We start from the raw sequence: 26,589 nt of genomic DNA on the forward strand, positions 1-26,589 counted from the left end.
TTTTTCAGTTGTGCACGTGAAGTGAACTTTCCATTTTCACCGCGCATGCTTACGATATTTTCTGCCACTGTTTTCGATAAGCCCGATACATATTGAAGCAATGAAGCAGACGCTGTGTTTACATCTACGCCGACTTGGTTTACCGCTGTCTCTACAATAAATGTTAGGGACTCTGCTAGCTTTTTTTGTGATACGTCGTGCTGATATTGTCCGACACCAACTGCTTTGGGTTCGATTTTTACTAATTCAGATAAAGGATCCTGCAAACGGCGCGCAATTGATACCGCACTACGCTGTTCCACTTGTAAGTCCGGGAATTCGGCACGGGCTACATCGGATGCTGAATAAACAGATGCACCGGCCTCATTGACGATTACATATGCAACTTGCTCATTTACTTCTTTTAGCACTTCTGCGATAAATTGCTCAGTCTCGCGTGAAGCAGTCCCATTACCAATCGCGATAATGCTAATCGGGTACTTTTTCAATAATGCTTTAATCGTTGTTTTTGATTTTGTCGTATCAGATGTCGTATGCGGATAAATTACACCGATTTCGATCATCTTTCCTGTTTCATCCACTACTGCTAGTTTACAGCCTGTTCGATAAGCCGGGTCCACACCTAATACCATTTTTCCGCGCATTGGTGGTTGTAATAATAAATTACGCAAGTTTTCCGAGAATATATGAATCGCCTGTGTCTCACCTTTTTCCGTTAACTCTGAGCGTAATTCATTTTCGATAGATGGTTTAATTAAGCGTTTATAGCTATCTGTAATTGCGAGTGTAACTTGTTCGACAGATGGACCCACAAAATGATTCGGAATGAAATGCATCGCCATTTGGGCTGTCGCCTTCTCTATAGGTACATCAATTGATACACGGAGTATATCTTCTTTTTCCCCTCGATTTACTGCTAACGTGCGGTGTGGGGCTATACGAGAAACGGGTTCTTCATATTCATAATACATTTCGAATACTTTTTTTTCGTCCTTCTCCGCATTTTTTACAGCTGTTACAAGCTTCCCTTCACGCCACGATAATTTTCGTAACTTTTCACGAATTGCGGCATCGTCTGCAAAATACTCTGCTAAAATATCCCGCGCACCTGCTAATGCATCATCTATCGTTGCAACCCCTTTTTCTTCATTAATAAAACCGGTAGCCAATTGGTCTAAGGATTGCTTTGTAAATTTTAAAATTTGCTCTGCTAATGGCTCTAGCCCTCGCTCTTTGGCAATCGTGGCTTTCGTACGACGCTTTTGCTTAAATGGGCGATATAAATCTTCAACACGCTGTAACACGGTCGCTGCTTGGATGGCTTGCTGTAATTCTTCTGTCAATTTCCCTTGCTCATCAATTAAGCGGAGGACTTCTTCTTTTCGTGTTTCTAATTGTTGTATGTAATGATAGCGATCTTCAATAGCTTTAATTTGCACTTCATCCAAAGAACCCGTAACTTCTTTTCGATAACGAGCAATGAACGGCACGGTGTTCCCTTCTGCCAATAAATCAATAACGGCTTGTGCCTGTTTTAACTGTACATTTACATCTTTTGCAATCATTTGTAGCATTTTCTTCTGTTCCATCGTGCCACTCCTTTTATGTTCGAACTCCTTTTAGTTTACCACTAACAAGCTGTAGCTACTCTTAAAAAACCACAATTTCACCAAACAAAAAGAGCCTACTATGCAAAAATAGTAGACTCCAAACATTTATATTGATACGCTGCCACTTGAAGAAATGGCATCTTGTAATTTTTGTATAGCCTTTCGTTGAATACGCGAAACATGCATTTGTGATATACCTAGTCGTTCAGCAGCTTCTTTTTGACTGAGCTGAGCTAAGTAGGTCAATTGAATAATTTGACGCTCACGTTCACTTAATATATTCATGGCCTCCGCTACAATCATACGACGATCGGTTACTTCATAGCCATCATCTTCTTTCCCAATGATATCAAATAAAGTAACCGTACTACCATCTGAATCGGATTCAATCGAATGATCCATCGATAATGCTTGATAGCTACGCCCCATCTCCATTGCTTCAAGCACCGTTTCATCATTCACCTCTAAACGAGTAGCTATTTCACTTATCGAAGGTGAACGCTGTAATTCTATCGTTAATGCTTCTACTGCTGATTTAATACGGGGTCCAAGCTCTTTAATCCGTCTCGGTACATGAACATCCCATGTTTTGTCACGCAAGAAACGTTTAATTTCCCCAACAATGGTTGGAACGGCAAATGCCTCAAAGCTTCTTCCAAAAGCAGGATCAAATCGTCGAATCGCACCTAATAAGCCAAGCATACCAACTTGTACTATATCATCATAATAAGATTTACCATGAGAATATTTGCGAGCAATTGATTCTACTAATTGTTGATAGTGCAGTACTAGGTTGGTTTGTGATTCTTCACTCGCATGCTCTTGATATTCTGCAATCCATTTTAGTACCTCTTCTTTTGATGCATTTCTAGGTAGTGATTCTTTCGACATTCTCCCTCACCTGCTCTCTCGAGACATACTTAGTCATGAAAACAGTTACGCCGCCTTCATTATTTAATTGGACTTCATCCATTAAAGTTTCCATTAAATAGATACCTAATCCACCTTCACGTAAAAGCGCCACGTTTTCATCCTCACTATATGGGCCAATCTTTGACTTTACTTCTTCAAAATTAAAGCTAACGCCGTAATCCGCAACCATGATTTCTATCTTGTTCTCAAAAAGTGCACAGCCAATTACTACCTCTCCACTGTCACCTTTATACGCATGATGGACAACATTGGTTACAGCTTCACTTGCCGCAATTTTTAAATCCTCAATTTCGTCATAAGTGAATCCAACACGCACAGCTAGACCGGAAACCATCAAGCGAATGACACTTACATATTGCGGTTTAGCGGGTACTCGGATTTCGATATAATCAAATGCTTTCATCATTTCAATTCCAGCTCCTCGTCGGTCTCAATACTCATTAATTCACTTAATCCTGTAATCTCAAATAAGCGTACTAAACGACTGGACAAATTCACTAATTTTAACGATGCATTTTCACGTATTACCTTTTTGTAGAATGCGACAAAAATCCCTAAGCCGGTACTATCCATATAGTTCACTTTTGATAAATCTAGCTCAATCTTTCGCCCTTCTACAATGCGAACAGTTTCCAATTCTTCACGCAATACAGGTGCTGTAAACGTGTCGATTTCGCCTTCGATATAACCACGTAGCACATTTCCATCTTCTCTAAACTGAACATTGACATTCATTATTAGACACCTCCATCTACTAAACTATAGTAAGTTACCCTTATCTCATAAAGTTAAACCTATTTTTGGAATTATTTTTTAAAAATAACGACCGTAAAATCATCTTCTAAGTCAAACTCTGGCATGGATTTTAAATAACTGTACATTTGCTCACACATTTTTTGTGCTGATAGATGGTTATATTTTAAGGCTAAATTTTTTATAACATCTCGCGGATCCAACTCACCCTGCTTGCGGAAATCTGTCACACCATCTGTCATCATTAATATAAAGTCATTTTTTTTCATTTCAATTTCATATTGAGGGTACTTCACTTCAGGCATTACACCTAATAGCAACCCTTTAGACTCTAAATCATAAAAACTTTGCTTGCTTGCACAATAGTAAATTGCCGGCTCATGTCCAGCAGAACCATATGTAAATTGACTGCTTTCAACTTCATACGTGCCATAAAACATCGAGACAAACATACTATCATCTACGCTTTTTTCAATGATGCGATTTAAAACTTCTAATATATAAGATGGCTCATTTGTTGCATACTCTAATGTATCCAAGCCATACTTCACCATCGACATACAGAGTGCTGCGGGTACACCCTTGCCTACTACATCCGTCACTGCGACGCTAACATACTGTTCATCATCACTTAAGATATGTACATAATCACCATTCATTTTACGGATAGGAACGGATACCATACCAATATCGATGGCTTCGATTTTTGGAACGGTTGTCCGAAGAAACATATCTTGAATTTTTGTCGCCACATTCATTTCAGTCCGTAATTCTTCTTGCTGTTCTAGCAAACTTTGATGCTCTTTTAGTGTCAGCCCAAAATGCACCATCACTTCAATTAAAAAATCAAAACTATTTGAAACATCGTCCGGCAAATTCCGATAAATTTCTTCGATTGCATGCTTATGGATATTAATCACTTCTTCAGGTGTTACCTTCTTCAGAATCAATTGTCGAATAAAATTTTGACCAATATATAAATTTCGTTCCGTTTGATTCTCTAAGTAATCAGATAATATTTTCTGATACTGAATTTGTAATTCTTTCAATCGTCATCACTTCCTATTGCATCCATTTTTCAATAACAACAATCGTTCCATTGCCTTCAGACGACTGAATATCCATTGAATCCATCAGCCTTTTGACGCCCGGTAAGCCTGCACCAAGTCCACCCGATGTAGAATAACCATCTTCCATCACTTTTTTTAAATTATTTATACCAGGACCTTTATCTTTAGCGACAATACGAATCCCAGTTTTATCGCCATTACTAATTTGTTCTATTGTTATTTCTCCTGCACGGGCATATAAATAAATATTTCGAGCAAGTTCACTTATTGCCGTCGTAATTCGAGCTTGGTCTACTACGCCAAAGCCTATAGCCTTTGCTTCGTTCCTTCCTAGTTGGCGTGCAGCTACAATATCCCATTCTGTTATGATCTCTACAGTAGACTTTGTATCCATCATAGCGCCTCCAATTTCTTTAATATACTTCAAGAGAATCAACGAATAACCCAAATATTTTAAATTATCAATTAATTATATCAAACTTTGTCATTTTTTGCGTAACCAAATAGCAATAATTATAATTTTACAAAAATAGACAACTCACTATTTCCATTTTAAAGCAAGATTCTAATTTTTACACTATTTAAAACTTGTTTATACTCAATTTCTCATTTAAATTCTATTTCTAGCATATTTCTATTCGTATTGTCGAAAGCTATAGAGCTCCACATCCATTTTTTTATCTATTAAAAAACACCGAAACAATTATGTTCCGATGTTTTTTTATGTATTAAAATTTTACAAGTCCTAAACTAATATTAAGTGCAATATCCACTTCATGCATTAATTTGGCATCTAGCTGCGTAATTCGATCTGTTAATCGAGATTTATCAATAGTACGCAATTGCTCAAGCAAAATTACAGAATCGCGTTCAAATCCATACTTTTTGGCATCGATTTCAACATGGGTAGGTAATTTTGCTTTTTGAATTTGCGCAGTAATTGCAGCGATAATGACTGTTGGACTAAAACGATTACCTATATCATTTTGAATAATAAGGACTGGTCTTGTACCACCTTGTTCTGAACCTATAACCGGTGATAAATCGGCAAAAAAAACGTCTCCACGTTTTACAATCAAATTGTCATCCCCCGCTAACGAGACGCTCCACCATATGTTTGATCCGCTTCATATTCTGCATGTAAGCATTCACTACAAATTGTCAGATTAATTTGCGACATTTCCACATAGCCTTTCATTAAAGCTTCCCGTATTTGATTTGGTTGCATATGCTTTGTATATTCCTTAGCCGCTAAATACGAAATCATATCACGATTATTTGTATCGCGACCTAACTTTCTCTCAAATTGCACAATTAACTCGTTTGGATAATTAAACACTACTTCTTCTACATTGACAATATCTTTTGTGTACAAAACAAGCACCTCCACCGAACATCCCATTTCCATATCATTCTAACATTGAATGATTGCGAAGAAAAGACAAGAAAGTAAAAAAACTTACAATTCTCGCGATGGTCATGACAAATAAGTGAAAGTACTTGCTTTAATCTACAATTTTTCGACAAAGCTCATCGTACAATTACTGATATTTTCTAGGAACTCGAGCCGTAATGACACAAGGCACTTCATAGTTGATGGTCTCTAACTTATTTGCCCAATCATCTAATGTAATTTCCTCTTGGCCTTGACGTCCAATTAATACAACAGGCTCTCCAATATTATATGCTTTTGGTAATAAAATCATACTTTGATCCATACAAATTCGTCCAATAATTTTAGCACGCTCGCCACCTACAAGTACCTCTTGCCCACCAAGCTTACGAAGCATACCATCTGCATAACCAATCGGAATTGTCCCAACATAAATATCTTCTTGTGCGGTAAATGTCGCACCATACCCCACAGATTGCCCTGCTTGAAGCGGTTTTACATGAACTAACTCTGTTTGTAACGAAAATGCCGGCTGAATTGGAAACGGTAAAATTTCTCCAACATATGATGAAGGAAGTAAACCGTACATTGAAATACCAAATCTTACAGCATCATATTGTAAAGATATATCTTTAACTAATGCGGTTGCGGTATTAGCTACATGTACAAGTCTTGGCTTCGACGGCAATGCCGCCAATAATTCCTTAAACAAGGACACTTGGTTATCAAAGTACAAAGAATCTTCCTCATCAGCCGTTGCAAAATGCGTAAAAATGCCATCGACAATGAAATGCGGTGAATCGGTAATCATTTGGTATAAGGGAATAAGCTCCTCTTTTGAAGTTACTCCAATGCGCCCCATACCCGAGTCGACCTTAATGTGTAACTTCACTGGTTGTGCCTGCGGTAAATAGCTAGCCGCATATTTTATCCAATCTGTTGAAAAAACAGTCAGGGTAATATTTTCCTTTGCAGCGTATGGAATAAAATTCGGTGGTGTTGCACCTAGTATTAATATATCAATTTCCGGGAAATGTGCTCTCATATGTACTGCTTCATCTGGTGTGGCAACCGCGAGCATTGTTGCCCCCGCTTCAATTGCCGCTGCTGCTACCTCTACGTCACCATGGCCATATGCATTTGCCTTTACAACGGCAATAATTTGCACATTTTTTTGGAGATGCTGGCGCAATGACGCAACATTTTGCTTGATCGCTTGTAAATTAATTATTGCTTCTGTAGGTCGATAATTCGTTTGAATATCCATCGTTAACATTACCCTCTTTTTGTAAATTTAAACATATACTTATAAACTATTTTTGACTACCTTCTTGAACACTTGCCGCTACTTCTAATAGCTCTTCTTTTGTCAACTTTGTTGATGCAATGAAGAATGACATGCCATCTTTGTCCCATTGAATAGAATGCTCTGTAATCGCACCGATTGTATCTCCTAAATCAGCCGGATCCCCTGTAGAAAACACAGGTAGCATACTTTCATTATAATTGATTGGCTGTTGCATCATCGTATATGGCTTTTCCCCTTCAAACGTTAAAATGACACGTGAGCTTCCATTATCCTGCACTTCGTACTCATCCGTTAATTTTGTATGAGCCCAATCGACTGTTGGATAATAAACTTTGAACTCTGTGTTAACTATATCGGCACTAGCTGCCTTTTTTTCCTCATTTTCCGAAAATTTTTCTACCGCATATTCTTCCGCCTTATGATGTGCACCTAAATTGATGTCTTTAAATTGAATAACGACTTGTTCCTGCAGCTCTCCGTCTAGCACACTCACTTTTGTTGGCAACATCGTCTTTTTGTTGATCGAAATTTGTTGAACTGGTAATGCTGTACGATCGACATTTCGTGTAGCTAGCTCAAATATAAAGTTTTCTTCATCTTCTGTCATCACTACATTTTTATCTGCCAATAAATCTTCTGCTAAAGCACCAATTAAATACCCTTGACTATTTTGCTTCGGCCATTCACTTTGAAACTTATGTGTCTTACGTAGTGCTGGGGTTACGACAAATACCCCTTCTTCATTGCGAACAATTAACTGCTGCTCTGTCTCACCTTGTGGATTAACCGATACACGGTAAAAATCCGGTTTCGTATGCCATACATTGACATCATAAATTCTCGGCTCGTTTCCTGTTCGAACTTCCATAGATGCTGTTAGTTCGTAGCCTTTTGGATCATTCCACTTTTTATTGACATCTTCAATCACTTCTTCCTGCGTCACTTTTCCACAAGCCGCTAAAAAAATACAAAATGCGACAACTACGAGCAATCGAATGTTCAATGCTCCACCCTTTCCTTCATCTGTTCTCGATAAAACAGCATATGAAAGAAAGAAGGCATGTATGTATTATTGCATTAAGATTACTTGCGCAGCAGCTGTTGTTTTCGTATGTGTAATGGATATAAAGCCATTTACTTGTTCCCCATCAAAGAAGAGTAGCGGCTTACCGACTTCATCTTTTAATATTTCGATTTGCATCAGCTCGCAGCCCTTTCCAATTCCTGTTCCATTTGCTTTTGCGTATGCCTCTTTCGCAGCAAATCGCCCCGCTAAAAATTCAACTTTGCGTGCATGCGAAAGTGCCTCAAAAATAGTTCGTTCTCTTACCGTCAAAATGCGTTCGACAAATTTAGTTGAGCGTAACATCATTTTTTCGATACGTTCTAATTCGATTAAGTCTAATCCAATTCCTTTAATCATTTGAAGGCTCTCCCTTTCTTTTACGTAATATTCCAATGTATAATGAAAATAATTCGTTTTTTTATAGGACGTTATCGAGGTGAAATATGTTTATTCGTAGAGAAAGTTTTAAGCAATACATTCGGTTATACCCTGTTGTATCGTCACTCATCGCCATCAATTTAGTCGTTTATTTACTGACGTTAATCCCTGGCTTTGGTCGCAACCTTTTATATATGGGTATGAGCGTAAATGCTCTCATTGCTCAAGGTGAATGGTGGCGCATCATTACATCCATGTTTTTACACCTGGGCTTTACACATGTGCTATTTAATATGTTTTCCTTATTTTTATTTGGTCCTGAGCTCGAAAAAATTGCAGGCAAAATGCGCTTTTTAACGATTTACTTTTTAGCTGGTATTTTTGGTATTGCCGCCAGCTTTTTAATTGAGGATCCTACCTATGCAAGTGTTGGTGCAAGTGGTGCGATTTATGGGATGTTCGGTGCGTTCGCTGCTTTAGTCTATTACACAAGACATTTATTCCCTCAGCTCAAGCAAATCATCTTACCGTTAATTGTCGTTAGTGTTATTATGACATTTTTAATGCCAAATATTAATATTACTGCCCATCTAGGTGGACTGATTACCGGCTTTATTTTAGGTTTTGTCTATTTCAATCCGAAAAATATGGTACGTTGGCGCGAAAAAGGCATTCGACGTGTAAAATAAGATATGGGTGCGTTAAAAGTATTTCGACTTTTAACGCACCCATTTTAATGTTCATACCAATCTAAAATTCGCTCCACTTCCTGCTGTTCAATATGACGTACTGTAGCAGATGCTCCTGCCATCCCAGACATTACAACAATCTTTGCCGAGCCAATATCGCGTCGCTTTTGAAAGTACGTTTGACGCCCCTGTGTTACTTGAATACGCTTTTTCACCGCAAAAAAGGTAACGCGACTAATCATACGAGATGTAATCGTAATTTGATTGTCGTAAAGGGTATAGCCTGTTGTATTGAACTGCCATCTCCCTAATAAAAGAATCGGTATTATAAGTAAAAGCGACAATAACCCATACGGATAAAAGAAGTAGGATATCACTCCAACAAGCGGCACAAACCAAATAAAATCAATGCGATAGAAAAACGGCTGTGCTTTTTTTGGTGGCTTTACATGTGATGAATAGGCAAAATCATAATCCGGAAACAGTTCTTGCAGCGGTGTAAGCAACTCCTTTTTCGCTATGAGTGGAAACAAAATAATTTTTTTATCCGCCTCTCCGCTAAAACCGCCACCTGCACTTTCTACCGCAACCGAAGCAAGCCCTAATACTTGTTGAAAGGGGTTTTCAACAATCTTAATTGCCTGTACGCGATTCAACGGAATTGTCACACGCTTCTTTTCAATCAAGCCTCGCGTAATAATTAACCGCTCCTGCTCTTTTAATACCGTAAAATTATAATAATTTAAACAGGTAAAGCCAACTGAAATAATCCATGTTAATAGCAGGGCAAGGGCAATTAAAATCGCTACCACAATAAAGCTATATTTCATCAAAAACGCCACTTCATCATAAATTGCATCAAACGGAATAAACTCTGCAAATTGCGAAACAATGGCAAATACCCCGGCAAGCACTACACCTACACCGCTTGATGTTGTTGCAAGTAACAACAGCTCTGGAATTTGCATTTTATGTACGACCGTTGATGGCATTTCTTCTTGAATTTGTGGTTCGTTTTCTTCTATTGATGTTTGTTTATTTTTCGCCTGCTTCATTCGAATTTCAATTTCATCAGCCGCAGCACGTGTCACAGCCGTCAATTCTGCCTCTGCTTTTCCGTTTTTACTACCAGCTGTTTCTACTTGTACTTCCACCAGCTTAAAAATTCGGTGAAATATACCTTCTTTATAATTTAAATTTTGTATACGTTCAAAGGGTATATAACGCTTCTTTTTTACAAATAAACCATATTCTACACGAAGTTCGCTATCCTCAAACCAATAAACGAAGGTCCACCATTTAATTCCCCCATTGATGAGCGTCCAAAGTAACATAATGAATAAAATCATCAATGGTATGATTTCTGCAAAAAAATCCTCACTCCGAAAATCTAGATTAAAGTTAAATCCATTGGCTACTATAATAATGACAATGGGCACTAACAGATCCTTCAATGCCTTCACAACATTGATCAATACCGCTGCCGGATGAAGTTTAAATTTTTCGTTAGACATCATCTTCCGCCACCCTTGCTAATTCTGAAATCTTCATACGTAACAAATCTGCATCCTCTAGCTCCAACATCGGAATCGTATGAACCGTTGCCGCTGACGAAATCGAAATATTTGCCAAATTATATTTCTTTAGAATAGGACCTTGCTCGGTATCGACATGTTGTACGCGCACCATCGGAATTAATGTACGTGTCACAACAAATAAGCCGCTTTGAATTTCAATCTCCTGCTCACGTACTTCATAGCGCCAAATATTCCAACGAACAGTTGGAAAAATGATGATGGAACAAATAATTGATAGGACAACAGCGGCAATCATTACCCACTGAATCCATGTTGGCCAGTCAAATCGAACTGTTAGGAATATGGCCCCTGCTGCAAGTAATGCTAAAATCATCGTTTGAATCAATCCATACAAACGCCAAACTGTTACTGCTTTTTTTGGCAATTTGTATTGTGGTTGTGCTCTCATCTTTTACACCTCATTTTCTCTAACTAGTTCTACGATTTAAATCATCTTTTGTTTCACTTTATTTTACTATAAGACTTCCACATTTTTGAAACTTAACACAAATAATTAAGAAAAAACACACCAGCAAAATTTTGCTGATGTGTTTTGCTTTGTAATAAATTAGTCTTCGCGACGTTGACGAGGACGACGATCACGAGAAGTTGAACCTTCGCGACGTCCGCCACCATCACGACGACTTCCATCACGACGTTCGCCTCCGCGATTACCACCTTCGCGACGACGGTCTCCACCGCCTCCGCCACGACGATCTCCACCACGATAGCCACCGCCACCACGGTTACGGTCATTGCCACCGCGACCACGGCCACCACCATGAGAACGATCGCGACGCATTGGTAATGGACGCTCTTCTGTTAATGAAACAGGAGTTGCATCTGGCTCTTTTGTAATAGATTTGAGTGCAGCTGCCACTAAATCTAACGCTTCGTTATTTTCTAATAACTTCGCCGCTAATTCACGGTAGTTGCCTAAATCATTGTTTTGTACTAATTCCACTAACGATTGCATTGCATCTTCTTGTAAGCCTACTAATGCTTCCTCTGATGTTGGTGGACGTAAAGGCGTCATACGTTTTTTCGTAGTTTCTTCTACGATACGTAAGTAACCCATTTCACGAGGTGTTACGAATGTTACAGAAGTACCTTGTTTACCAGCACGGCCTGTACGACCAATACGGTGAACGTAAGACTCTGGGTCTTGTGGGATATCGAAGTTGTAAACATGTGTTACACCTGAAATATCTAAACCACGAGCCGCTACGTCTGTTGCGATTAAAATGTCAATTTTGCTTTCTTTGAATTGACGTAATACCGAAATACGTTTTGCTTGTGATAAGTCACCGTGAATTCCTTCTGCTAAGAAACCACGTAAGCCTAATGCTTGAGATAGCTCATCAACACGTCGTTTTGTACGACCAAAGATAATAGCTAACTCTGGTTTTTGAGAATCTAATAAACGAGAAAGTGCATCGAACTTCTCACGCTCAGTAGCTTTTACAAAGAACTGCTCAATGTTTTCCATTGTTAATTCTTTTGCTTTAATCTTAACGATTTCTGGGTCTTTCATGAATGTTTCAGCAATTTTGCGGATTGCAGGTGGCATTGTTGCTGAGAATAATAATGTTTGACGATCAGATGGAACTGATTCTAAAATCGCGTTAATATCATCGATGAAGCCCATGTTTAACATTTCGTCTGCTTCGTCTAATACTAACGTTTGTACTTCGTCTAATTTCATCGTACGACGGTTAATATGGTCTTGAATACGACCAGGTGTACCTACGATAATTTGTGGACGATTTTTAAGCGCACGGATTTGACGGCCAATTTCTTGTCCACCGTAAACTGATAATAATTTTACGCGCTTATCATAGCCTAATTTATAAAGTTCTTCTGAAACTTGGATTGCTAATTCACGAGTTGGGGCAATTACTAAAGCTTGGATATTTGGATTTTTAGGATCGATTTTCTCGATTAATGGAATACCAAATGCAGCTGTTTTACCAGTACCTGTTTGCGCTTGACCTAATACGTCACGACCAGCCATGGCAAAGTTAATTGTACCTTCTTGGATTGGTGTTGCTTCTTCAAATCCCATACGTTTAACTGAACGTAATGTAGACTCACTAATGTTTAATTCTGAAAAATTTGTCAAACTCTTCAATCTCCTTTTTCCTATATAAGTTGACAAATGGTTACATTTTCAGATGAAATGGCGGCAAAGTTCGAGCCATTATAAATGGAACGTTTCCGTTACTAAAAAATTCTCTCTACTTACAAAACGTAGAGTCTCTTATATGAAGGGAAAGCCCGGTCATTGCCGAGCGGTTCGATTCTACAGTTTCTTATTGGCAATACATAGTTAAAAAATAGAATAAAACCGTTATCAAAAAAAAGCACTCTTCACCTAAAACGCTTGAAGAGTCTTTGCACAAAATGTATCCATTGCTTTACATAGTCTAACACGGGACTTCTCGGTATGCAACGATTATGCTTTTTTGAAATGCTTTACACTAGCTAGCTGTCAAAAAATCAAAAACTTCCTGAAACCAAATTTCACAATCATCGCTATAGCAAATATGGTGTTTGCCCTGCTCAGAAATGTACAATTTTTGCTCGGATGCTTGAAGCAAATTTTGCAAATAAGCAGCTGTTGAAAATGGAACAATCCCATCTAATTTCCCTTGTACGATAAATGTCGGGCATTTTACGTTTTGAATATACGGTGCAGTTTTTTGCACAACACGTGTAAATTCAACTGTAGCCGATAATGGGACATGCTTAAACTTAAATTTATAGCGTGCAAATAATTCATTGTCCTCTAATTGATGATGCATAAAATCTTCAGCCATTGCACGAATGTCTTTGACAAGCTGTGTCGGACTAATATATTTTGCCGCCGCACTAAGCAGCACTAGCTTTTTCACCTGATAACGAATCGCTAAATACATCGCAATAACGCCACCCATTGAAAATCCAACGACGATGACATCATCCACTTTTTTCTTTAAATTTCGATAGGCAATTTCCGCTTCCATCATCCAATGCTCCGCCTTATAGCCCTTCATCGCCAATTCTTCCGCTTCCCCATGCCCTGAAAAAGTGGGAATGCTTACTTCCCATGTTGTACGCTGCTGAATAAAGTCTGCAAATGGCTGTACCTCATAGGGTCCTCCCGAAAATCCGTGTAGAAAAAGTATACCCGTCGACATCGTATCACCTACATTCACAAATTTTTGTTTATTATTCCCAGTAAAATAGTATAATTTATTTATTAATAAAAGAAAGGGAATGAATATGAAATCATTATCAATTGCCACGAAAATTAATGGCTTAGTCATCGCTAGTATTGTATTGATTGCACTTGCCGTTAGCTTCGGCGTCAATCAAATTGTAGAAAAAACATTATTACATACATATGAAGAGAATTTACTAAGTTTATCCCATAGTAACTACCAATATTTAGATACTTTATTTAAAGGAGACTGGCATGTCCAAGATGGCTCGCTATTTAAAGGGGAGGAAAACGTTGAAAATATGAGCGACGAGCTCGATCTTATTTTATCGGATATGGGCATCGTATCAACTATTTTCTTACATGATACCCGTATTGCCACGAATGTCAAAATTGAGGGCGAACGCGCTGTCGGTACAACAGCCTCTGAACAGGTTTCTCAAAAGGTATTAAGCGGCGAAACCTATATCGGAACGGCTGATGTAGTCAATACACCCCATTTAACGGTGTACACACCTATAAAAGATGCCAATAATCATGTCATTGGCATGTGGTTTGTTGGCGAATCCATTGAGACCATTGATACAGCCATCGCCACTGTCCAAAAAATTATTTTAACCATCATTACCGTAGTAGGACTATTCGCTATCGCTATTAGTATGTTTGTTGCACGTAAAATTGTAGCACCTATCAAAACAATTCGTCAGCAGCTTTACGCGATTTCTAAAGGCGAGGGTGATTTAACGCAAACCCTCCAAGTAACAACAAAGGATGAAATTGGAGACTTAGCAACTTCCTTTAATGACATGCTGGTAACCTTACGCGATATGATGAATGAAATATCCAATACTGCGGAAGAGATGACCGTGTCCTGCGAAGATTTATATGAAAGTGCCGCTCAATCGACCAATTTTACAAATAGTATTACGAACTCGCTACATGAGGTAGCAGACGGTGCAGTGACACAGCGTAAAATTACCGTGCAAAGCGAGCGGGATATTGATTCCTTACACGATAATATTAATCAAATTGGACAGGCTGTGGATCTTATCGAACAATCTACAATTCACACATCAAACCAAGCAAGTGCTGGCAATGACGCCATCCAAAAGGTTGTCGCACAAATGGAATCCATTCGTGGGTCTGTTTTAGAAAGTGAAAAGGTAATTCAACAATTAGGTGAGCAATCCAATGAAATCGGCTCTATTTCAGATGTCATTACAACGATTGCGGATCAAACGAACCTACTCGCCTTAAACGCAGCCATTGAAGCAGCTCGTGCAGGTGAACATGGTAAAGGATTCGCGGTCGTCGCCGAAGAGGTACGTACGTTAGCAGAGCAATCAAAACACTCCGCTTATCAAATTACAGAACTGATTGCAGCGGTTCAATCGAATACAGAAAAAGCCGTTCATATGATGTCACAGGGCTCACAAGAAGTGACTTCTGGCATTCAAGTTGTTAGCAATACCGAACACGCCTTCTCTGCCATTCATGACGCCATTCAATCCGAAAATGTTCTATTCAAACAAATTGTACAACTGACAGATCAAATTGAAACAAGCATTCAAAGCATTCATGAGCTTACATTGAAAACAAGTGCCATTGCTGATCAATCTGCTCGTAAAGCTACACATACAGCCGAGCTTTCAGACCAGGAGCTCGCTGCAATGGAGGAAATTACAGCTTCTGCAAAATCATTAGAGCAGGCTTCTGAAGGCTTATCCAACCTCATTCACCGCTTCAAATTTTAATAAGCAAAAAGGTGTGGACCTAACAGCTAAAATGCTGCTGGTTTCCACACCTTTTTATCATTTATTGCGCTACGCCTTGGATAATCGTTTCAAGCTTCATACCGCGCGAACCTTTTACTAAAATTAGTGTATCGTTCGTTGCTTGTTGTTTGATTGTTTCAATAATCGGCGCATAATCTGTTTCTGAATAAATAAGACGTTGTGATTCAAATTGACCTTGTAGCTTTTCATATAACCATTTCATACGTGGACCATATAAGCATACATAGTTCACATCACCCATTTTGATATGTTGAGCGATTTTTTCATGCATTTGTTGCTCCTCATCGCCTAGCTCTAGCATATCTCCTAGCACTAACCATTTGTCACTGCGAATCGATGTTTGATTGACAAATTGAATGGCTGCTTGCATGCTGGTCGGCGCAGCATTGTAGGCGTCATTAATGAATAGCACCTCGCCTACAGGAATTAGCTGCATACGCATATCCGTTAACACGACCTGCTTTAATGCCGCGCGAATTTGCTCATCCGTTAAGCCAAGTGCCTTACTGACTAGCATTGCATTTAACGTATTTTTCACCTGGTGTTCACCGAGAACCGAAATAAAGAAATCCCCCTCGATGGCTCCTTCAACATGGAAATTGCTACCTTCAGCTGTTGCTACAATTTCAGAGGCCACCAAATCAAGACACGCTGCAAAGCCCACTGATTGCGTGCTTAAAGCTGGCTGCTTTGCCACAAGTTTTTGTAGTAATGGCTCATCCCCATCAAAGAATAATACACCGCTTTCATCTAACCCTTTAATAATTTCAAACTTGGCTTTCGCAATACCTTCGCGAGAGCCTAAATCTTGCATATGTGCTTCACCAATATTTGTAATAATTGCATAGTGAGGGCGTGCTAGCTTCGTTAAAAACTCAATTTCACCAAAACCGCTCATCCCCATTTCCAGTACTGAAATCTCCGTGTCCTCATCCAGCTGTAAAATCGTAATAGGTAAGCCTAATTGGTTATTAAAGTTACCGATTGTTTTTTGTACTTTATAGTATGGAGCTAGTGCGCTTGCTAAAATATCCTTCGTTGATGTTTTACCATTTGAACCCGTAATACCAATAAAGGTTGCTTGATGTTCGTTACGGTAGCCCTTCGCCATTTCCTGTAGCGCGATTTCTGGATCATCGACAAAAATTAATGGATAATGCTGCGGCGGATTCGGTTCATCACTCATCCATAAAGCAGCCGCTGCCCCTTTTTCAAATGCTTGCTCCACAAAGCGGTGACCGTTTACAGCCTCTCCGCGAAACGGAACAAATAAGTCCCCTTTTTGAATCGTGCGCGTATCAATGGACACACCTGTAACAATGGTATCTGGAAATGCTTGATTTTCAATGTTTAGCCAATTTGCTAGCTGTTGTAAATTCTTTTTCACGGTTTACCCCACTTAGTCTTTGTTGTATTGAAGTTGTTGTTTTTCTTTATAACGTGCTACTGCAAGCTCGATTAATTTTTTGATTAGCTCTGGGTAAGGCACATTTGTATGCTGCCATAATAATGGATACATACTTACCGGTGTAAAGCCTGGTAATGTGTTCACTTCATTGATAAAGATTTCATTATTTGCTGTCACGAAGAAGTCTGCACGTACTAGTCCTGCTCCATCAATGGCCTTAAATGCTTTTTTCGCCATATCTACTAAGCTCGCATAAACTTGCTCTTCTAATGGAGCTGGAATAATTAACGCTGTTGAACCATCTTTATATTTCGAATCATAATCATAAAACTCCGTCATTGGCTTAATTTCACCAGCAACAGATACTTGTGGATTATCATTTCCTAATACAGCTAGCTCAATTTCACGCGCGATTACCCCTTGCTCTACAACGATTTTACGGTCATATTGTAGGGCAAATGCGACCGCTTTTTCTAATTCGGTAGCATTGGAAGCCTTACTTATTCCGACACTTGAACCTAAGTTTGCTGGTTTTACAAACATCGGATAGCCTAATGCTTCTTCACATTTTGCTGTATAGCCTAGCTTATTGCTTTCCCACTCACTACGAATGAAATGGACATAGGGCACTTGCGGTAAGCCTGCCATTTCAAATAATTGCTTCATCGCCACTTTATCCATACCAGCAGCAGAACCAAGTACACCGTTACCTACGTAAGGAATATTTAAGACTTCTAAAAAGCCTTGTACCGTACCATCCTCACCATTTGTACCGTGTAATAACGGGAAGATTACATCAAATGGATTTTCCATATGTGCCGTTACAAACTGCATAATATTATTATCAGATTGCTCTGATGTGGCTGTAAATTGTAATTGTTCGATTGATTGTGCGGCTTCTGTTAGTTGAGGTCCCACGCGCCATTCACCATTTAATGTAATAAAAATCGGAAAGACTTCAAACTCGCTAAAATCTAAAGCTTGTGTAACTGCCTTCGCTGTCGACAGTGATACTTCATGCTCGGCAGATTTGCCCCCATATAATAAACCGATTCTTTTTTTCATTTCTTTGACCTCCAGTTTTCACTCATTACGAGTGTATCATTTCCCTAAAACGATGCGATCGAGCATTCGTCATAAAAAACACCCACTGCCTATTTTGCTGTGAGTGTTAACTAATTTGTATTAATTCATCATAGCCGAGTTTTAAAATTTCATTTAAGTCATCCCATACTTCATCTGGATAATCATAGTCACTAAGCATGCGAACTTCGACTCCATAATGCGCATGAGGCTTATCTAATTTATATAGTGACAGTAACGCGCCTTCCTTCACATATGGTCTATATAATCGTAATGTTGAAGGATCTATTGTTGGAAAATTATTTTTACTTTTTCTTCGCCAAAAACTTCCCGCACCTTCTTTTTCCTTAATCATTTGATTAAACAAATTCGACACGAGCAGTTCAGAATCCCCGATGAAACGATAATAAACTTTCGTCATTTTATCTGCAACGGATGAATAATACATATAGCGGTTTTGTAATTTATTAAAGAATGGTGTCGCCAGTGGCTCACGCTTATGACTTAAATAGAGCAGTTCAGCCTGTTCAAAAGGTGTTAGTGCATTGACATTTTTTTCAGATGCAAAATCAACCCAACATAGGTCCTGTTTTAAATCACTTTCTTTTTTCAAAAAATCGGCCATATCTTCATTCGTTACAAAATCGAATTGTGTATGCATATTAAACGAGCCATCTTCGTAAGCGTGCTTTAACAGCAGAATATTTTTCATCGGCTCAACAGAAGTAATAAACTGCTTCACCGTTAACCCACTATATACGACAAAATGTTCAACATCGTTCATATGTATATAGATATGATGCATAAAATCTTCTGCTGCTTTCATTTTTTTCGCCACGAAATACACGCTCCTTTAATACGAATAATAGATTTATTATATGACTTCTTGTGCAAATTTGAAACATTTTATCATTCGTTTCGTCCAACTTTTAAGTTAGAAGAAGTTCAAGTATTTTTTCAAAGAATATGATACAGTAATTAAGAAAAGTGCATTCGCGCCCTTTTAGCTCCGAGTGGGCAAAACGCCACGTCCATGTGGCATGCCCCCAATGACTCACATCGTGTGAGCCTGTGGCATTGGAGGGCCCGACTAGAAAGTAAACGCTTCACCACTTTCCACGGCGGGATTGAAATGACCGAGGAGCTGGCGCGAATACCTAGAAATTTTAAAATGCTTTGTCTTTTGCGTTTATTCTACTTTACATAAAGTAGCGCATCAATTCAATGAGTAGAGATACTTACACAAAGTAGCATCAACTAATAAATATTTATGATAGATACAAAAAACACAGTCTTTATTTTGTTAGTATCTTAAGCCCCCATTGGGTAATTAAAAAATATAAGGTGAAACGATATGGATACAAACAATTATAATTTTAATAAGCGTTTCGATTGGCCGCTTACCATTATTTTATTTTTATTTTTAGGGGTTAGCCTGCTTGCCATTGCATCAGCTCAAACTTCAGGGCAATATGGCGAAAACTTCGTGCTCAAGCAAGCGATTAACTATGTGATTTTTGCCATGATTGCCGGGGTTGTCATGTACTTTGACCCCGACCAATACAAAAAGCTCGCCTGGCCTCTTTACGGTATCGGTCTTGTGCTTTTAGTTGCCGTAGTAGCGATCCCTCCTTCATCTGGAATTACTGTGGAACGAAATGGAGCACAAAGCTGGTTCCAAACACCTATTGGTAATATTCAACCTGCTGAATTTATGAAGACGTTTTATATTTTAGCTGCTGCCTACTTAATTAGTAAGCATCATGAAAAAAATCCGAACAAAACTGTTAAAACCGATTTTATGTTACTCGGTAAAATCGCATTAACATTAGTCGTTCCTTTAGCACTTATTATGTTGCAACCTGACTTAGGCTCCGGTCTTGTATTTATTGCCATTACTGCAGCACTTATCATCGTTGCAGGAATTACATGGAAAATCATTTTACCACTATTTGGTGGGACAGCTATAATTGGTGCTTCCCTTCTTTGGATGGCACTGTATATGCAAGATTTCCTTGAAAAAACATTTGGCTTCGAACCCTATCAATTTGCACGAATTTATTCTTGGATAGATCCCTATTCTTATTCTACATCCGAGGGCTATCACTTAATTACCTCTCTAAACGCGATTGGCTCTGGTGAAATTTTTGGAAAGGGCTTTATGTCACGTGAAGTATATGTAGCTGAAAACCATACCGATTTTATTTTTGCTGTCATCGGGGAAGAATGGGGCTTTATCGGTGCAAGTGCCGTTATATGCTTATACTTCTTACTCATTTATCATTTAACCAAAACAACACTTCTGTTAAAAGATCCGTTTTGTACGTATGTTTGTGCTGGAATTATCGCGATGATTACGTTCCATGTCTTTGAAAATATCGGCATGACGATCCAATTATTACCGATAACTGGTATTCCACTTCCTTTCATAAGCTATGGGGGTAGTTCAATGATGGGGAATGCGCTCGCAATTGGTCTAGTCTATAGTATGAAATTCCACTACCGCACATACATGTTTACAGCAAATGATGCAGATGATGAATAAAAAACAATATAAAAAGCGACCGCAGCCAAACGCTTGGGTAGTGACCCCTTAAAGTTAGAGTTTTTATTATGCAGCTAATTGGCTGGCATGCGTTCGATATTGTATCGGACTCATGCCGGCCAGTTTTTGTTTAATACGCTCGTTGTTATAGTAGTGAATATATTTTTCAATTTTCTTTTTTAACACGTCATATGAAACTAATTCTTCTCCGTAATACATTTCTTGTTTGAGTAAGCCAAAGAAGTTCTCCATTGCCGCATTATCTGCACATGTTGCTTTACGAGACATGCTTTGGAAAATCTTGTTCTGCTTTAATGCTTTGACCCATTTTTTGTGTTGATAGTGCCAACCTTGATCGGAATGGATGGTTGTTCGATATTCTGCACGTTCTTGAATGATTGGAAGAGCTTGTTTCAAAGAATCTAGCACAAAATCGAGTGTCGGTCGTTTAGACATACTAAATCCAATAATCTCGCCGTTATATAAATCCATAATTGGGCTCAAATACAATTTTTCATCATTTGTACATTTGAATTCTGTTACGTCGGTTACCACTTTTTGAAGGGCATAAGGGGTATTGAAACGGCGATTCAAACGATTTTTCGCCACTTTTCCAACCGTGCCTTTATACGATTTATAGCGTGATTTGCGGACGAACTTCTCACACTTCAAATTCATTTCCTGCATGAGACGCTGAACTTTTTTATGATTAATTGTGTACCCTTTCCCTTTCAATTCCGCATGAATACGACGATAGCCATATCGACCTTCATGTTTCTTAAACGCCTCTAAGATTAACCTTTTCCAGTCTTTATCTGAATCGGCCTGATGCATTTGCTTGATGTGATAATGATACGTCGCTGCTGGAATATCCACGCGTACAAGGACATCTTTTAATCGGAATCCTTCTGTTTTAAGTTCAAAGGCAATCGCTGCTTGTGCTTTTCGAGGAAGGCATTCGGATTCTCTCGAAAAGCCTTCAACTTTTTTAAGTACGCAACCTCTAGACGAAGCAGTTCATTTTCGCGTTCTAACTGCTCCTCACGTGACATTTCTTTTTCCTGCTTAGTTGAAATTGATTTTGGTTTTTTAGACATAGACGGGCGCCCCTTCACTTTTTCTAGCAGGCCCTCTATTCCTTGTTTTTGGAATATACTGTTCCAATTAGCGATTAAACTCGGGTTGTTCATCTTAAATTGAATCGCCGTATCTTGATAAGAAGCACCTGTTTGTTTCATAAAGTGTAATACATCTACTTTGAAATGAACAGAATAGACTTCATTTTTGCTTTTTCGTTGTAAACCCTCTTTTCCATAAGCTTTATAGGCAGTTACCCATCGTTCAATCACAGACTTAGATGGAATTGAATATTTTTTCGCTAACAACTGAAACCCCAATGGTCCTTTTAAATACTCCTTCACAATCTGTAACTTGAATTCATCGCTATATTTTGACATAGAAAAACACCCCAAAAGTTAGTTTTTTAACTCTAACTTTTGGGGTGCAGCACCTTGCGGTCGCTTTTTTAATTTTGTGCTTGCGGAGTTTGCGTTGGTGGTGTTAATACTTTTAAAAGCTCAAGACGCGATTTTGTAACTGTCGCTGTAACACCGACTTTTGCTAAATTGGTAACAATTCGTTTTAAATCTAATTCTTTCGCCATTCTGTACACCTCAAACTTTCCTATTGTCATTTATATAACGTATTTTGAATCTAAAAAGTTTCATTTTTAAAGGTCAGACCTTATACTTCTATATATTACCACAATCATTGTTGTCTGAATTTTTCAGATTTGTTACAAAAAAAATGACTCACTTATTTATTACCAATTAACCCCTCAATTAAACACACGGAATTAACTTGTAACTATTCTCATGTATTTCTTGCTAATTAATAATTTACACTATGTTCGCAGTAAAAACGATAGGTAAATTGCAAGAAAGAGTGTTTAACAAATATTTTAGGTGGAAATATTGTAAAGAGCAGGAACATCTTATCCTTAAAATTCGCCTAAGAATAAATAACAGCCGAGCTCAATATGATACATTACGTTCTTTCACATAAAAAAAGCATATTAGGAGGTGCTTCTTAATGAACCATTACGAAAAAAACATCTATGTTCCAAAAGAATTAATACATTTCCAGACTCGCTTAACACAGTCCGCTGAACAGGTCGCTATTTTAAATCCTGTTTTTCAACCTGCATTTTTGCAGGAAAGTAAATTTGCAGGACTTCCATTTTTGACACATGAGCTGGAACATCCAAAAGATGCACAGAACCAGTATATGCTGTTTTTAGCACAAATCAATTTTGAAGAATTCCAGCTTGAACAGCCATTTCCTGCGGACGGGATTTTACAATTTTATATTTCTCAACAATGCTATAAGCAAGTTAATTATCATGCGCAATCTGGTCATTTCAAAGTACAATATTTTCCTAAAAAAACTCTGAATAAAAATTATCTTCAAGACTTTACGTATTTGAAAGATGCCAATTTAACTCATTTTCCAATTCAGCAGGAAATGAAGCTACGTGCGACAACACAATTCGAGCCCGTTTCGGCTACAGATTATCGCTTAAATGACTATTTCAATCCAGAAATAATGACGACTTCCATTACGTTAGATGATCGCTCTTTTGAAGATATTTATTTGGAAAGCTATTTGGCAGCCGAACATAAAATTGGGGGCTACCCCTATTTTATTCACGAGGATTTCCGAAAGCAGTCGTTTCATTTACAGTATTATGATACATTACTACTGCAAATTGTATCGAATGATGCACAAAACATCATGTGGGGTAACAGTGGTATTATTAGCTTCTTCATCAATTCTGAAAAACTAGCGAATCGTGACTTTTCTGATATTTACCTTCATATGGATGAATATGAATAAACAATCCATTTTCACACTCGGTATACAAAGGACCGAGTGTTTCTTTTTGCGTTCCATTCGTTTACGATATAATAACAAACACGTATATACTATTAAAAAAGTAGGTGAACTTTTTGAGCGCAATTATTGAAAATTACTTTCTTGTTCCAATCACCCTCTTCATCAATATCATCTTTGCGATTACTGTCATCTTTTTAGAGCGCAAAAAACCTTCATCCACATGGGCTTGGCTACTTGTCCTTTATTTTTTACCATTTGTCGGGTTTTTTCTCTATTTACTATTAGGTCGACAGTTGCGTAAAAAACATTTATTCCGTTGGGATGGCAAAAAGGATATCGGTATTGACCGTCTTATTAATTATCAAATCGAAGCTATTAAAGATGATCAGCTCGACTATCGTACGGATCACATTAAGGACTACAACCATCTTATTTATATGAATTTAACAACGAATAATGCTGTCTTAACTCAAGATAATGCTGTACATATTTTTGATGATGGTGCCGATAAATTTGAAGCACTCATTAAAGATATTCTTGCAGCTAAAAATCATATTCATATTCAATATTATATTTTCAAGCTCGATAATTTAGGTCAACGAATTTATAACGCGCTATTAAAAAAAGCAAAACAAGGGGTAAAGGTGCGCATTTTGTATGATGAAATGGGTTCACGTGGCGTACGTAAACGTCATTTTAAGGAGCTCCTTGATTTAGGTGGCGAGGTAGAAGTATTTTTCCCATCGATTTTACCGCTAATCAATCCACGCTTAAATTTCCGCAATCATCGAAAAATTGTCGTCATTGATGGTCGGATTGGCTATATTGGGGGATTTAATGTAGGGGATGAATACCTCGGATTGTCTGACCGATTTGGTTATTGGCGTGATACACATTTGCGCATTGAAGGAAGCTCTGTACATCCACTACAAACACGCTTTATTTTAGACTGGAATCAAGCAAGTGCTAAAAATGATATTCAATATGCCGAGCGTTACTTCCCAATCATTCCGCAAAAAGGCACGGCTGCATTACAAATTATTTCAAGTGGGCCTGATACAGACTGGGAGGTCATTAAAAATAATTATTTACGCTTAATTAGTAATGCAAAGCGTTATGTTTATATTCAAACACCGTATTTTATTCCGGACGATGCCTTCTTTGATGCTATCCGGGTTGCGGCACTCGCTGGAATAGATGTGCGCATCATGATTCCAAATAAACCTGACCATATGTTTGTTTACTGGGCAACATATTCCTATGTTGGTCAGCTCGTTGAAGCAGGCGCAAAAGTATATCACTACGAGAAGGGCTTTATTCACGCCAAGATGATTGTTGTTGATGATGAGGTAGCCTCTGTCGGAACGGCCAATATTGATGTGCGGAGCTTTAGCTTGAACTTTGAGGTCAATGCTGTTTTGTATGACCGTCTATTAGCACATCAGCTTGCGGAAATTTTCGAGAACGATATTTTAGAATGCACAGAATTAACACATGAACTTTATAAAAATCGTTCGAATATCATTAAATTTAAAGAGTCGATTTCTCGTTTGTTAACACCAATTCTCTAAAAAAACGTGTGGAAAGTGATCACTTTCCACACGTTTTTTATTCTAACCCTAAATATTCTTCTAGCGTAACACCTGAGTTATATACTTTCGTTGCTAAGTCACCCTCTAAATAGCGGAAATGCCATGATTCATACATAAAGCCTGTTATCTCTTCTTTCCCTTGTGGGTAACGTAAAATAAAGCCGTACTTGTGCGCATTGTTAACAAGCCATTGTCCTGCCTTGGATTCTCCAAAGGCACTTGTGAGCCATAAATCCTCGCGTCCCTTTTCTCCAATATCAAATGCTAGTCCAGTCTGATGCTCTGAATAACCAGGGCGAGCACTGTAACGGTCTGCTGCATCCTTACCATCCTTTGCTACATAGCGATCATACAGCGTAGTTTGGTATTCATAGGAACGGAAGCCACTAAATGCTACTAGCTCCAAGCCTTCTTCTTTTGCTGCTGCAGCCATTTTGTCAAATGCTGCTTTTGCTACTGGATCCTCACCCTTATTATACGTTGCTGGCAATGGGTTCTTTTTATTTACAATCATAACCCCTTGGACATAGGTAGGCTCAGTCGGTGATTGCTGCTCCTCTGGATAGCCATTGACCGTTTTTGGCTCCGTTGTTGGTGGCTCTGTCTGCGGTGTAGATTCTATTGGTTTCTTTTCAATAGGCTCTTTTGGTGCCTCCACATCATTTGTTTTGGAACTAGAATTATCCACTCCATTATTATTCGGTACCTCTTGTTGTTGTCCATCTTTAGCATTATTTTGCGATTCAGAAGATTGTGCAGCCTCATATTTATAATAGACTGAGCCTAAAATCGCGATTAATAAGACACATGAAATCGACACAATGACGACAAGAGGGCTCTTTTTTTGCTGTTTTGAGTTCATTATTATTCGCCTTCTTCTTTTAATCTTTTTTATCCATTCAACATAACGATAGCCACTAACACCGATAAGACAGCAAAAATGATAGACATTTTACGCATCCAGTTTGCTTCTTTATCATGTCCCTTTTCTTTAAACGTTCTTGAACGGAAAAAGTTTGTTAATGTAAACATTAATGTCATCGATAAAATTGCTGCATCCATGTTTTGTTTAATAATAAAAAATAGTGCCGATAAGCTTAAAGCGGCTACTAAAACAAGCGAAATTGCCTTTTCATACTTCTTCATGAAAATCTCCTTCTATTCTATTAATAGCATTCTTCATGATTATATACCAAAATAAAAAACCCTCCACCCTTTTGCCTCAATCATGCTAATAATTTGCATGAAAATGAGCGTGCTATGAATGGAGAGTTTATCTGATTAATTTTT

At 38.3% G+C, this 26,589-nt stretch carries 27 protein-coding genes and 1 pseudogene (1 of these 28 only partly in view); 5 read left to right on the forward strand and 23 right to left on the reverse strand.

Annotated features, from left to right (window positions below):
- The 11 genes from MKX47_RS17945 to acpS all read right to left on the reverse strand — a co-directional run.
- On the reverse strand, positions 1-1,589 hold the 5' portion of the coding sequence (locus MKX47_RS17945) for a Tex family protein (protein WP_340776906.1). It extends 583 nt beyond the left edge of the window; 1,589 of the gene's 2,172 nt are visible here — the first part of the coding sequence; it begins with the start codon at positions 1,587-1,589; its stop codon lies off the left edge, out of view.
- Positions 1,590-1,715: 126 nt separating this feature from the next.
- The gene (gene sigB / locus MKX47_RS17950; RefSeq protein WP_340776907.1) at positions 1,716-2,501 is read right to left on the reverse strand and encodes an RNA polymerase sigma factor SigB; all 786 of its coding nucleotides are present in this window, start codon (positions 2,499-2,501) and stop codon (positions 1,716-1,718) included.
- Positions 2,479-2,946 (reverse strand): anti-sigma B factor RsbW, encoded by a 468-nt coding sequence (gene rsbW / locus MKX47_RS17955; RefSeq protein WP_340777877.1) that lies wholly within the window; start codon positions 2,944-2,946, stop codon positions 2,479-2,481. The genes sigB and rsbW overlap by 23 nt, the downstream gene beginning before the upstream one ends.
- Positions 2,946-3,278, reverse strand: coding sequence for an STAS domain-containing protein (locus MKX47_RS17960; RefSeq protein ID WP_340776910.1), 333 nt, complete (start codon positions 3,276-3,278; stop codon positions 2,946-2,948). Before MKX47_RS17960 ends, rsbW begins: the two co-directional genes overlap by 1 nt.
- Before the next feature lie 71 nt (positions 3,279-3,349).
- On the reverse strand, positions 3,350-4,345 hold the full coding sequence (locus tag MKX47_RS17965; protein ID WP_340776912.1) for a PP2C family protein-serine/threonine phosphatase: 996 nt from the start codon (positions 4,343-4,345) through the stop codon (positions 3,350-3,352).
- Positions 4,346-4,358: 13 nt separating this feature from the next.
- Positions 4,359-4,760, reverse strand: coding sequence for an anti-sigma regulatory factor (locus MKX47_RS17970; protein ID WP_340777879.1), 402 nt, complete (start codon positions 4,758-4,760; stop codon positions 4,359-4,361).
- A 334-nt stretch (positions 4,761-5,094) separates the two neighbouring features.
- Complete coding sequence (locus MKX47_RS17975; protein WP_340776914.1) at positions 5,095-5,445, reverse strand: type II toxin-antitoxin system PemK/MazF family toxin; 351 nt, start codon at positions 5,443-5,445, stop codon at positions 5,095-5,097.
- A 14-nt stretch (positions 5,446-5,459) separates the two neighbouring features.
- Positions 5,460-5,741, reverse strand: coding sequence for a transcriptional regulator (locus tag MKX47_RS17980; protein ID WP_445683596.1), 282 nt, complete (start codon positions 5,739-5,741; stop codon positions 5,460-5,462).
- Positions 5,742-5,907: 166 nt separating this feature from the next.
- Positions 5,908-7,026, reverse strand: coding sequence for an alanine racemase (alr, locus tag MKX47_RS17985; RefSeq protein ID WP_340776916.1), 1,119 nt, complete (start codon positions 7,024-7,026; stop codon positions 5,908-5,910).
- Positions 7,027-7,072: 46 nt separating this feature from the next.
- Complete coding sequence (locus MKX47_RS17990) at positions 7,073-8,071, reverse strand: LolA family protein (protein ID WP_340776919.1); 999 nt, start codon at positions 8,069-8,071, stop codon at positions 7,073-7,075.
- A 66-nt stretch (positions 8,072-8,137) separates the two neighbouring features.
- Positions 8,138-8,491 carry a holo-ACP synthase gene (acpS, locus tag MKX47_RS17995; protein ID WP_340776924.1) on the reverse strand — a complete coding sequence of 118 codons (354 nt, stop codon included), beginning with the start codon at positions 8,489-8,491 and terminating at the stop codon, positions 8,138-8,140.
- Between the two features lie 86 nt (positions 8,492-8,577).
- Here acpS and MKX47_RS18000 point away from each other — a divergent pair, with 86 nt between their 5' ends.
- On the forward strand, positions 8,578-9,201 hold the full coding sequence (locus MKX47_RS18000) for a rhomboid family intramembrane serine protease (protein ID WP_340776927.1): 624 nt from the start codon (positions 8,578-8,580) through the stop codon (positions 9,199-9,201).
- Between the two features lie 44 nt (positions 9,202-9,245).
- Here the strand turns inward: MKX47_RS18000 and MKX47_RS18005 are convergent, their stop codons facing one another.
- From MKX47_RS18005 to MKX47_RS18020, 4 genes are all read right to left on the reverse strand, one after another.
- Entirely contained in the window at positions 9,246-10,715 is a 1,470-nt protein-coding gene (locus MKX47_RS18005) for a PH domain-containing protein (protein ID WP_340776930.1), read from the reverse strand.
- The gene (locus tag MKX47_RS18010; protein ID WP_340776932.1) at positions 10,708-11,187 is read right to left on the reverse strand and encodes a PH domain-containing protein; all 480 of its coding nucleotides are present in this window, start codon (positions 11,185-11,187) and stop codon (positions 10,708-10,710) included. Before MKX47_RS18010 ends, MKX47_RS18005 begins: the two co-directional genes overlap by 8 nt.
- Before the next feature lie 159 nt (positions 11,188-11,346).
- Positions 11,347-12,900, reverse strand: a complete 1,554-nt coding sequence (locus MKX47_RS18015; protein WP_340776935.1) for a DEAD/DEAH box helicase — start codon at positions 12,898-12,900, stop codon at positions 11,347-11,349.
- A gap of 358 nt (positions 12,901-13,258) precedes the next feature.
- Positions 13,259-13,957: an alpha/beta hydrolase gene (locus MKX47_RS18020; RefSeq protein ID WP_340776937.1), complete on the reverse strand. Its 699-nt coding sequence runs from the start codon at positions 13,955-13,957 to the stop codon at positions 13,259-13,261.
- Between the two features lie 85 nt (positions 13,958-14,042).
- Between MKX47_RS18020 and MKX47_RS18025 the strand changes: the two genes are divergently transcribed.
- The gene (locus tag MKX47_RS18025) at positions 14,043-15,734 is read left to right on the forward strand and encodes a methyl-accepting chemotaxis protein (protein ID WP_340776939.1); all 1,692 of its coding nucleotides are present in this window, start codon (positions 14,043-14,045) and stop codon (positions 15,732-15,734) included.
- A gap of 61 nt (positions 15,735-15,795) precedes the next feature.
- On the opposite strand, the gene MKX47_RS18030 is transcribed toward MKX47_RS18025, so the two are convergent.
- The 3 genes from MKX47_RS18030 to MKX47_RS18040 all read right to left on the reverse strand — a co-directional run bounded on the left by MKX47_RS18030 (position 15,796) and on the right by MKX47_RS18040 (position 19,105).
- Complete coding sequence (locus tag MKX47_RS18030) at positions 15,796-17,163, reverse strand: UDP-N-acetylmuramoyl-tripeptide--D-alanyl-D-alanine ligase (RefSeq protein ID WP_340776941.1); 1,368 nt, start codon at positions 17,161-17,163, stop codon at positions 15,796-15,798.
- Positions 17,164-17,175: 12 nt separating this feature from the next.
- The gene (locus tag MKX47_RS18035) at positions 17,176-18,249 is read right to left on the reverse strand and encodes a D-alanine--D-alanine ligase (RefSeq protein WP_340776944.1); all 1,074 of its coding nucleotides are present in this window, start codon (positions 18,247-18,249) and stop codon (positions 17,176-17,178) included.
- Between the two features lie 106 nt (positions 18,250-18,355).
- Positions 18,356-19,105, reverse strand: a complete 750-nt coding sequence (locus MKX47_RS18040) for a hypothetical protein (protein WP_340776945.1) — start codon at positions 19,103-19,105, stop codon at positions 18,356-18,358.
- 516 nt (positions 19,106-19,621) lie between these two features.
- Here MKX47_RS18040 and MKX47_RS18045 point away from each other — a divergent pair.
- Entirely contained in the window at positions 19,622-20,812 is a 1,191-nt protein-coding gene (locus MKX47_RS18045; RefSeq protein ID WP_340776948.1) for an FtsW/RodA/SpoVE family cell cycle protein, read from the forward strand.
- Positions 20,813-20,878: 66 nt separating this feature from the next.
- On the opposite strand, the pseudogene MKX47_RS18050 reads toward MKX47_RS18045, so the two are convergent.
- The 3 genes and pseudogenes from MKX47_RS18050 to MKX47_RS18060 form a co-directional block, all read right to left on the reverse strand.
- A pseudogene (locus MKX47_RS18050) lies at positions 20,879-21,748 on the reverse strand (IS3 family transposase); the annotation flags it as partial.
- The gene (locus MKX47_RS18055) at positions 21,706-22,269 is read right to left on the reverse strand and encodes a transposase (RefSeq protein WP_340770878.1); all 564 of its coding nucleotides are present in this window, start codon (positions 22,267-22,269) and stop codon (positions 21,706-21,708) included. The pseudogene MKX47_RS18050 and the gene MKX47_RS18055, both read right to left, overlap by 43 nt.
- A gap of 68 nt (positions 22,270-22,337) precedes the next feature.
- A complete protein-coding gene (locus MKX47_RS18060) occupies positions 22,338-22,475 on the reverse strand; it encodes an Lmo0850 family protein (protein WP_340776952.1) in 138 nt (45 codons plus the stop codon).
- A 428-nt stretch (positions 22,476-22,903) separates the two neighbouring features.
- Here MKX47_RS18060 and MKX47_RS18065 point away from each other — a divergent pair, with 428 nt between their 5' ends.
- Both MKX47_RS18065 and cls read left to right on the forward strand, forming a co-directional pair.
- Positions 22,904-23,707 (forward strand): YwqG family protein, encoded by an 804-nt coding sequence (locus MKX47_RS18065; protein WP_340776954.1) that lies wholly within the window; start codon positions 22,904-22,906, stop codon positions 23,705-23,707.
- Positions 23,708-23,811: 104 nt separating this feature from the next.
- Positions 23,812-25,278 (forward strand): cardiolipin synthase, encoded by a 1,467-nt coding sequence (cls, locus tag MKX47_RS18070; RefSeq protein WP_340776956.1) that lies wholly within the window; start codon positions 23,812-23,814, stop codon positions 25,276-25,278.
- Between the two features lie 37 nt (positions 25,279-25,315).
- Here the strand turns inward: cls and MKX47_RS18075 are convergent, their stop codons facing one another.
- A complete protein-coding gene (locus MKX47_RS18075; protein ID WP_340776958.1) occupies positions 25,316-26,161 on the reverse strand; it encodes a M15 family metallopeptidase in 846 nt (281 codons plus the stop codon).
- A 29-nt stretch (positions 26,162-26,190) separates the two neighbouring features.
- Positions 26,191-26,445, reverse strand: a complete 255-nt coding sequence (locus tag MKX47_RS18080; protein WP_340776959.1) for a hypothetical protein — start codon at positions 26,443-26,445, stop codon at positions 26,191-26,193.
- Positions 26,446-26,589: the final 144 nt, after the last annotated feature.

This window comes from Solibacillus sp. FSL R7-0668 (assembly GCF_038006205.1).
Classification (GTDB): Bacteria; Bacillota; Bacilli; order Bacillales_A; family Planococcaceae; genus Solibacillus.

What these genes read in the sequence shown, in the direction of transcription:
- MKX47_RS18020 (WP_340776937.1), bottom strand. Translation starts at nt 13,957, where the DNA reads ATGTCGACGGGTATACTTTTTCTACACGGATTTTCGGGAGGACCCTAT.
- MKX47_RS18055 (WP_340770878.1), bottom strand. Translation starts at nt 22,269, where the DNA reads ATGTCAAAATATAGCGATGAATTCAAGTTACAGATTGTGAAGGAGTAT.
- MKX47_RS18075 (WP_340776958.1), bottom strand. Translation starts at nt 26,161, where the DNA reads ATGAACTCAAAACAGCAAAAAAAGAGCCCTCTTGTCGTCATTGTGTCG.
- MKX47_RS18060 (WP_340776952.1), bottom strand. Translation starts at nt 22,475, where the DNA reads ATGGCGAAAGAATTAGATTTAAAACGAATTGTTACCAATTTAGCAAAA.
- MKX47_RS18010 (WP_340776932.1), bottom strand. Translation starts at nt 11,187, where the DNA reads ATGAGAGCACAACCACAATACAAATTGCCAAAAAAAGCAGTAACAGTT.
- MKX47_RS18080 (WP_340776959.1), bottom strand. Translation starts at nt 26,445, where the DNA reads ATGAAGAAGTATGAAAAGGCAATTTCGCTTGTTTTAGTAGCCGCTTTA.
- MKX47_RS18025 (WP_340776939.1), top strand. Translation starts at nt 14,043, where the DNA reads ATGAAATCATTATCAATTGCCACGAAAATTAATGGCTTAGTCATCGCT.
- sigB (WP_340776907.1), bottom strand. Translation starts at nt 2,501, where the DNA reads ATGTCGAAAGAATCACTACCTAGAAATGCATCAAAAGAAGAGGTACTA.
- MKX47_RS18035 (WP_340776944.1), bottom strand. Translation starts at nt 18,249, where the DNA reads ATGAAAAAAAGAATCGGTTTATTATATGGGGGCAAATCTGCCGAGCAT.
- MKX47_RS18065 (WP_340776954.1), top strand. Translation starts at nt 22,904, where the DNA reads ATGAACCATTACGAAAAAAACATCTATGTTCCAAAAGAATTAATACAT.
- MKX47_RS18000 (WP_340776927.1), top strand. Translation starts at nt 8,578, where the DNA reads ATGTTTATTCGTAGAGAAAGTTTTAAGCAATACATTCGGTTATACCCT.
- MKX47_RS17970 (WP_340777879.1), bottom strand. Translation starts at nt 4,760, where the DNA reads ATGGATACAAAGTCTACTGTAGAGATCATAACAGAATGGGATATTGTA.
- MKX47_RS18005 (WP_340776930.1), bottom strand. Translation starts at nt 10,715, where the DNA reads ATGTCTAACGAAAAATTTAAACTTCATCCGGCAGCGGTATTGATCAAT.
- MKX47_RS18045 (WP_340776948.1), top strand. Translation starts at nt 19,622, where the DNA reads ATGGATACAAACAATTATAATTTTAATAAGCGTTTCGATTGGCCGCTT.
- alr (WP_340776916.1), bottom strand. Translation starts at nt 7,026, where the DNA reads ATGGATATTCAAACGAATTATCGACCTACAGAAGCAATAATTAATTTA.
- MKX47_RS17960 (WP_340776910.1), bottom strand. Translation starts at nt 3,278, where the DNA reads ATGAATGTCAATGTTCAGTTTAGAGAAGATGGAAATGTGCTACGTGGT.
- acpS (WP_340776924.1), bottom strand. Translation starts at nt 8,491, where the DNA reads ATGATTAAAGGAATTGGATTAGACTTAATCGAATTAGAACGTATCGAA.
- rsbW (WP_340777877.1), bottom strand. Translation starts at nt 2,946, where the DNA reads ATGAAAGCATTTGATTATATCGAAATCCGAGTACCCGCTAAACCGCAA.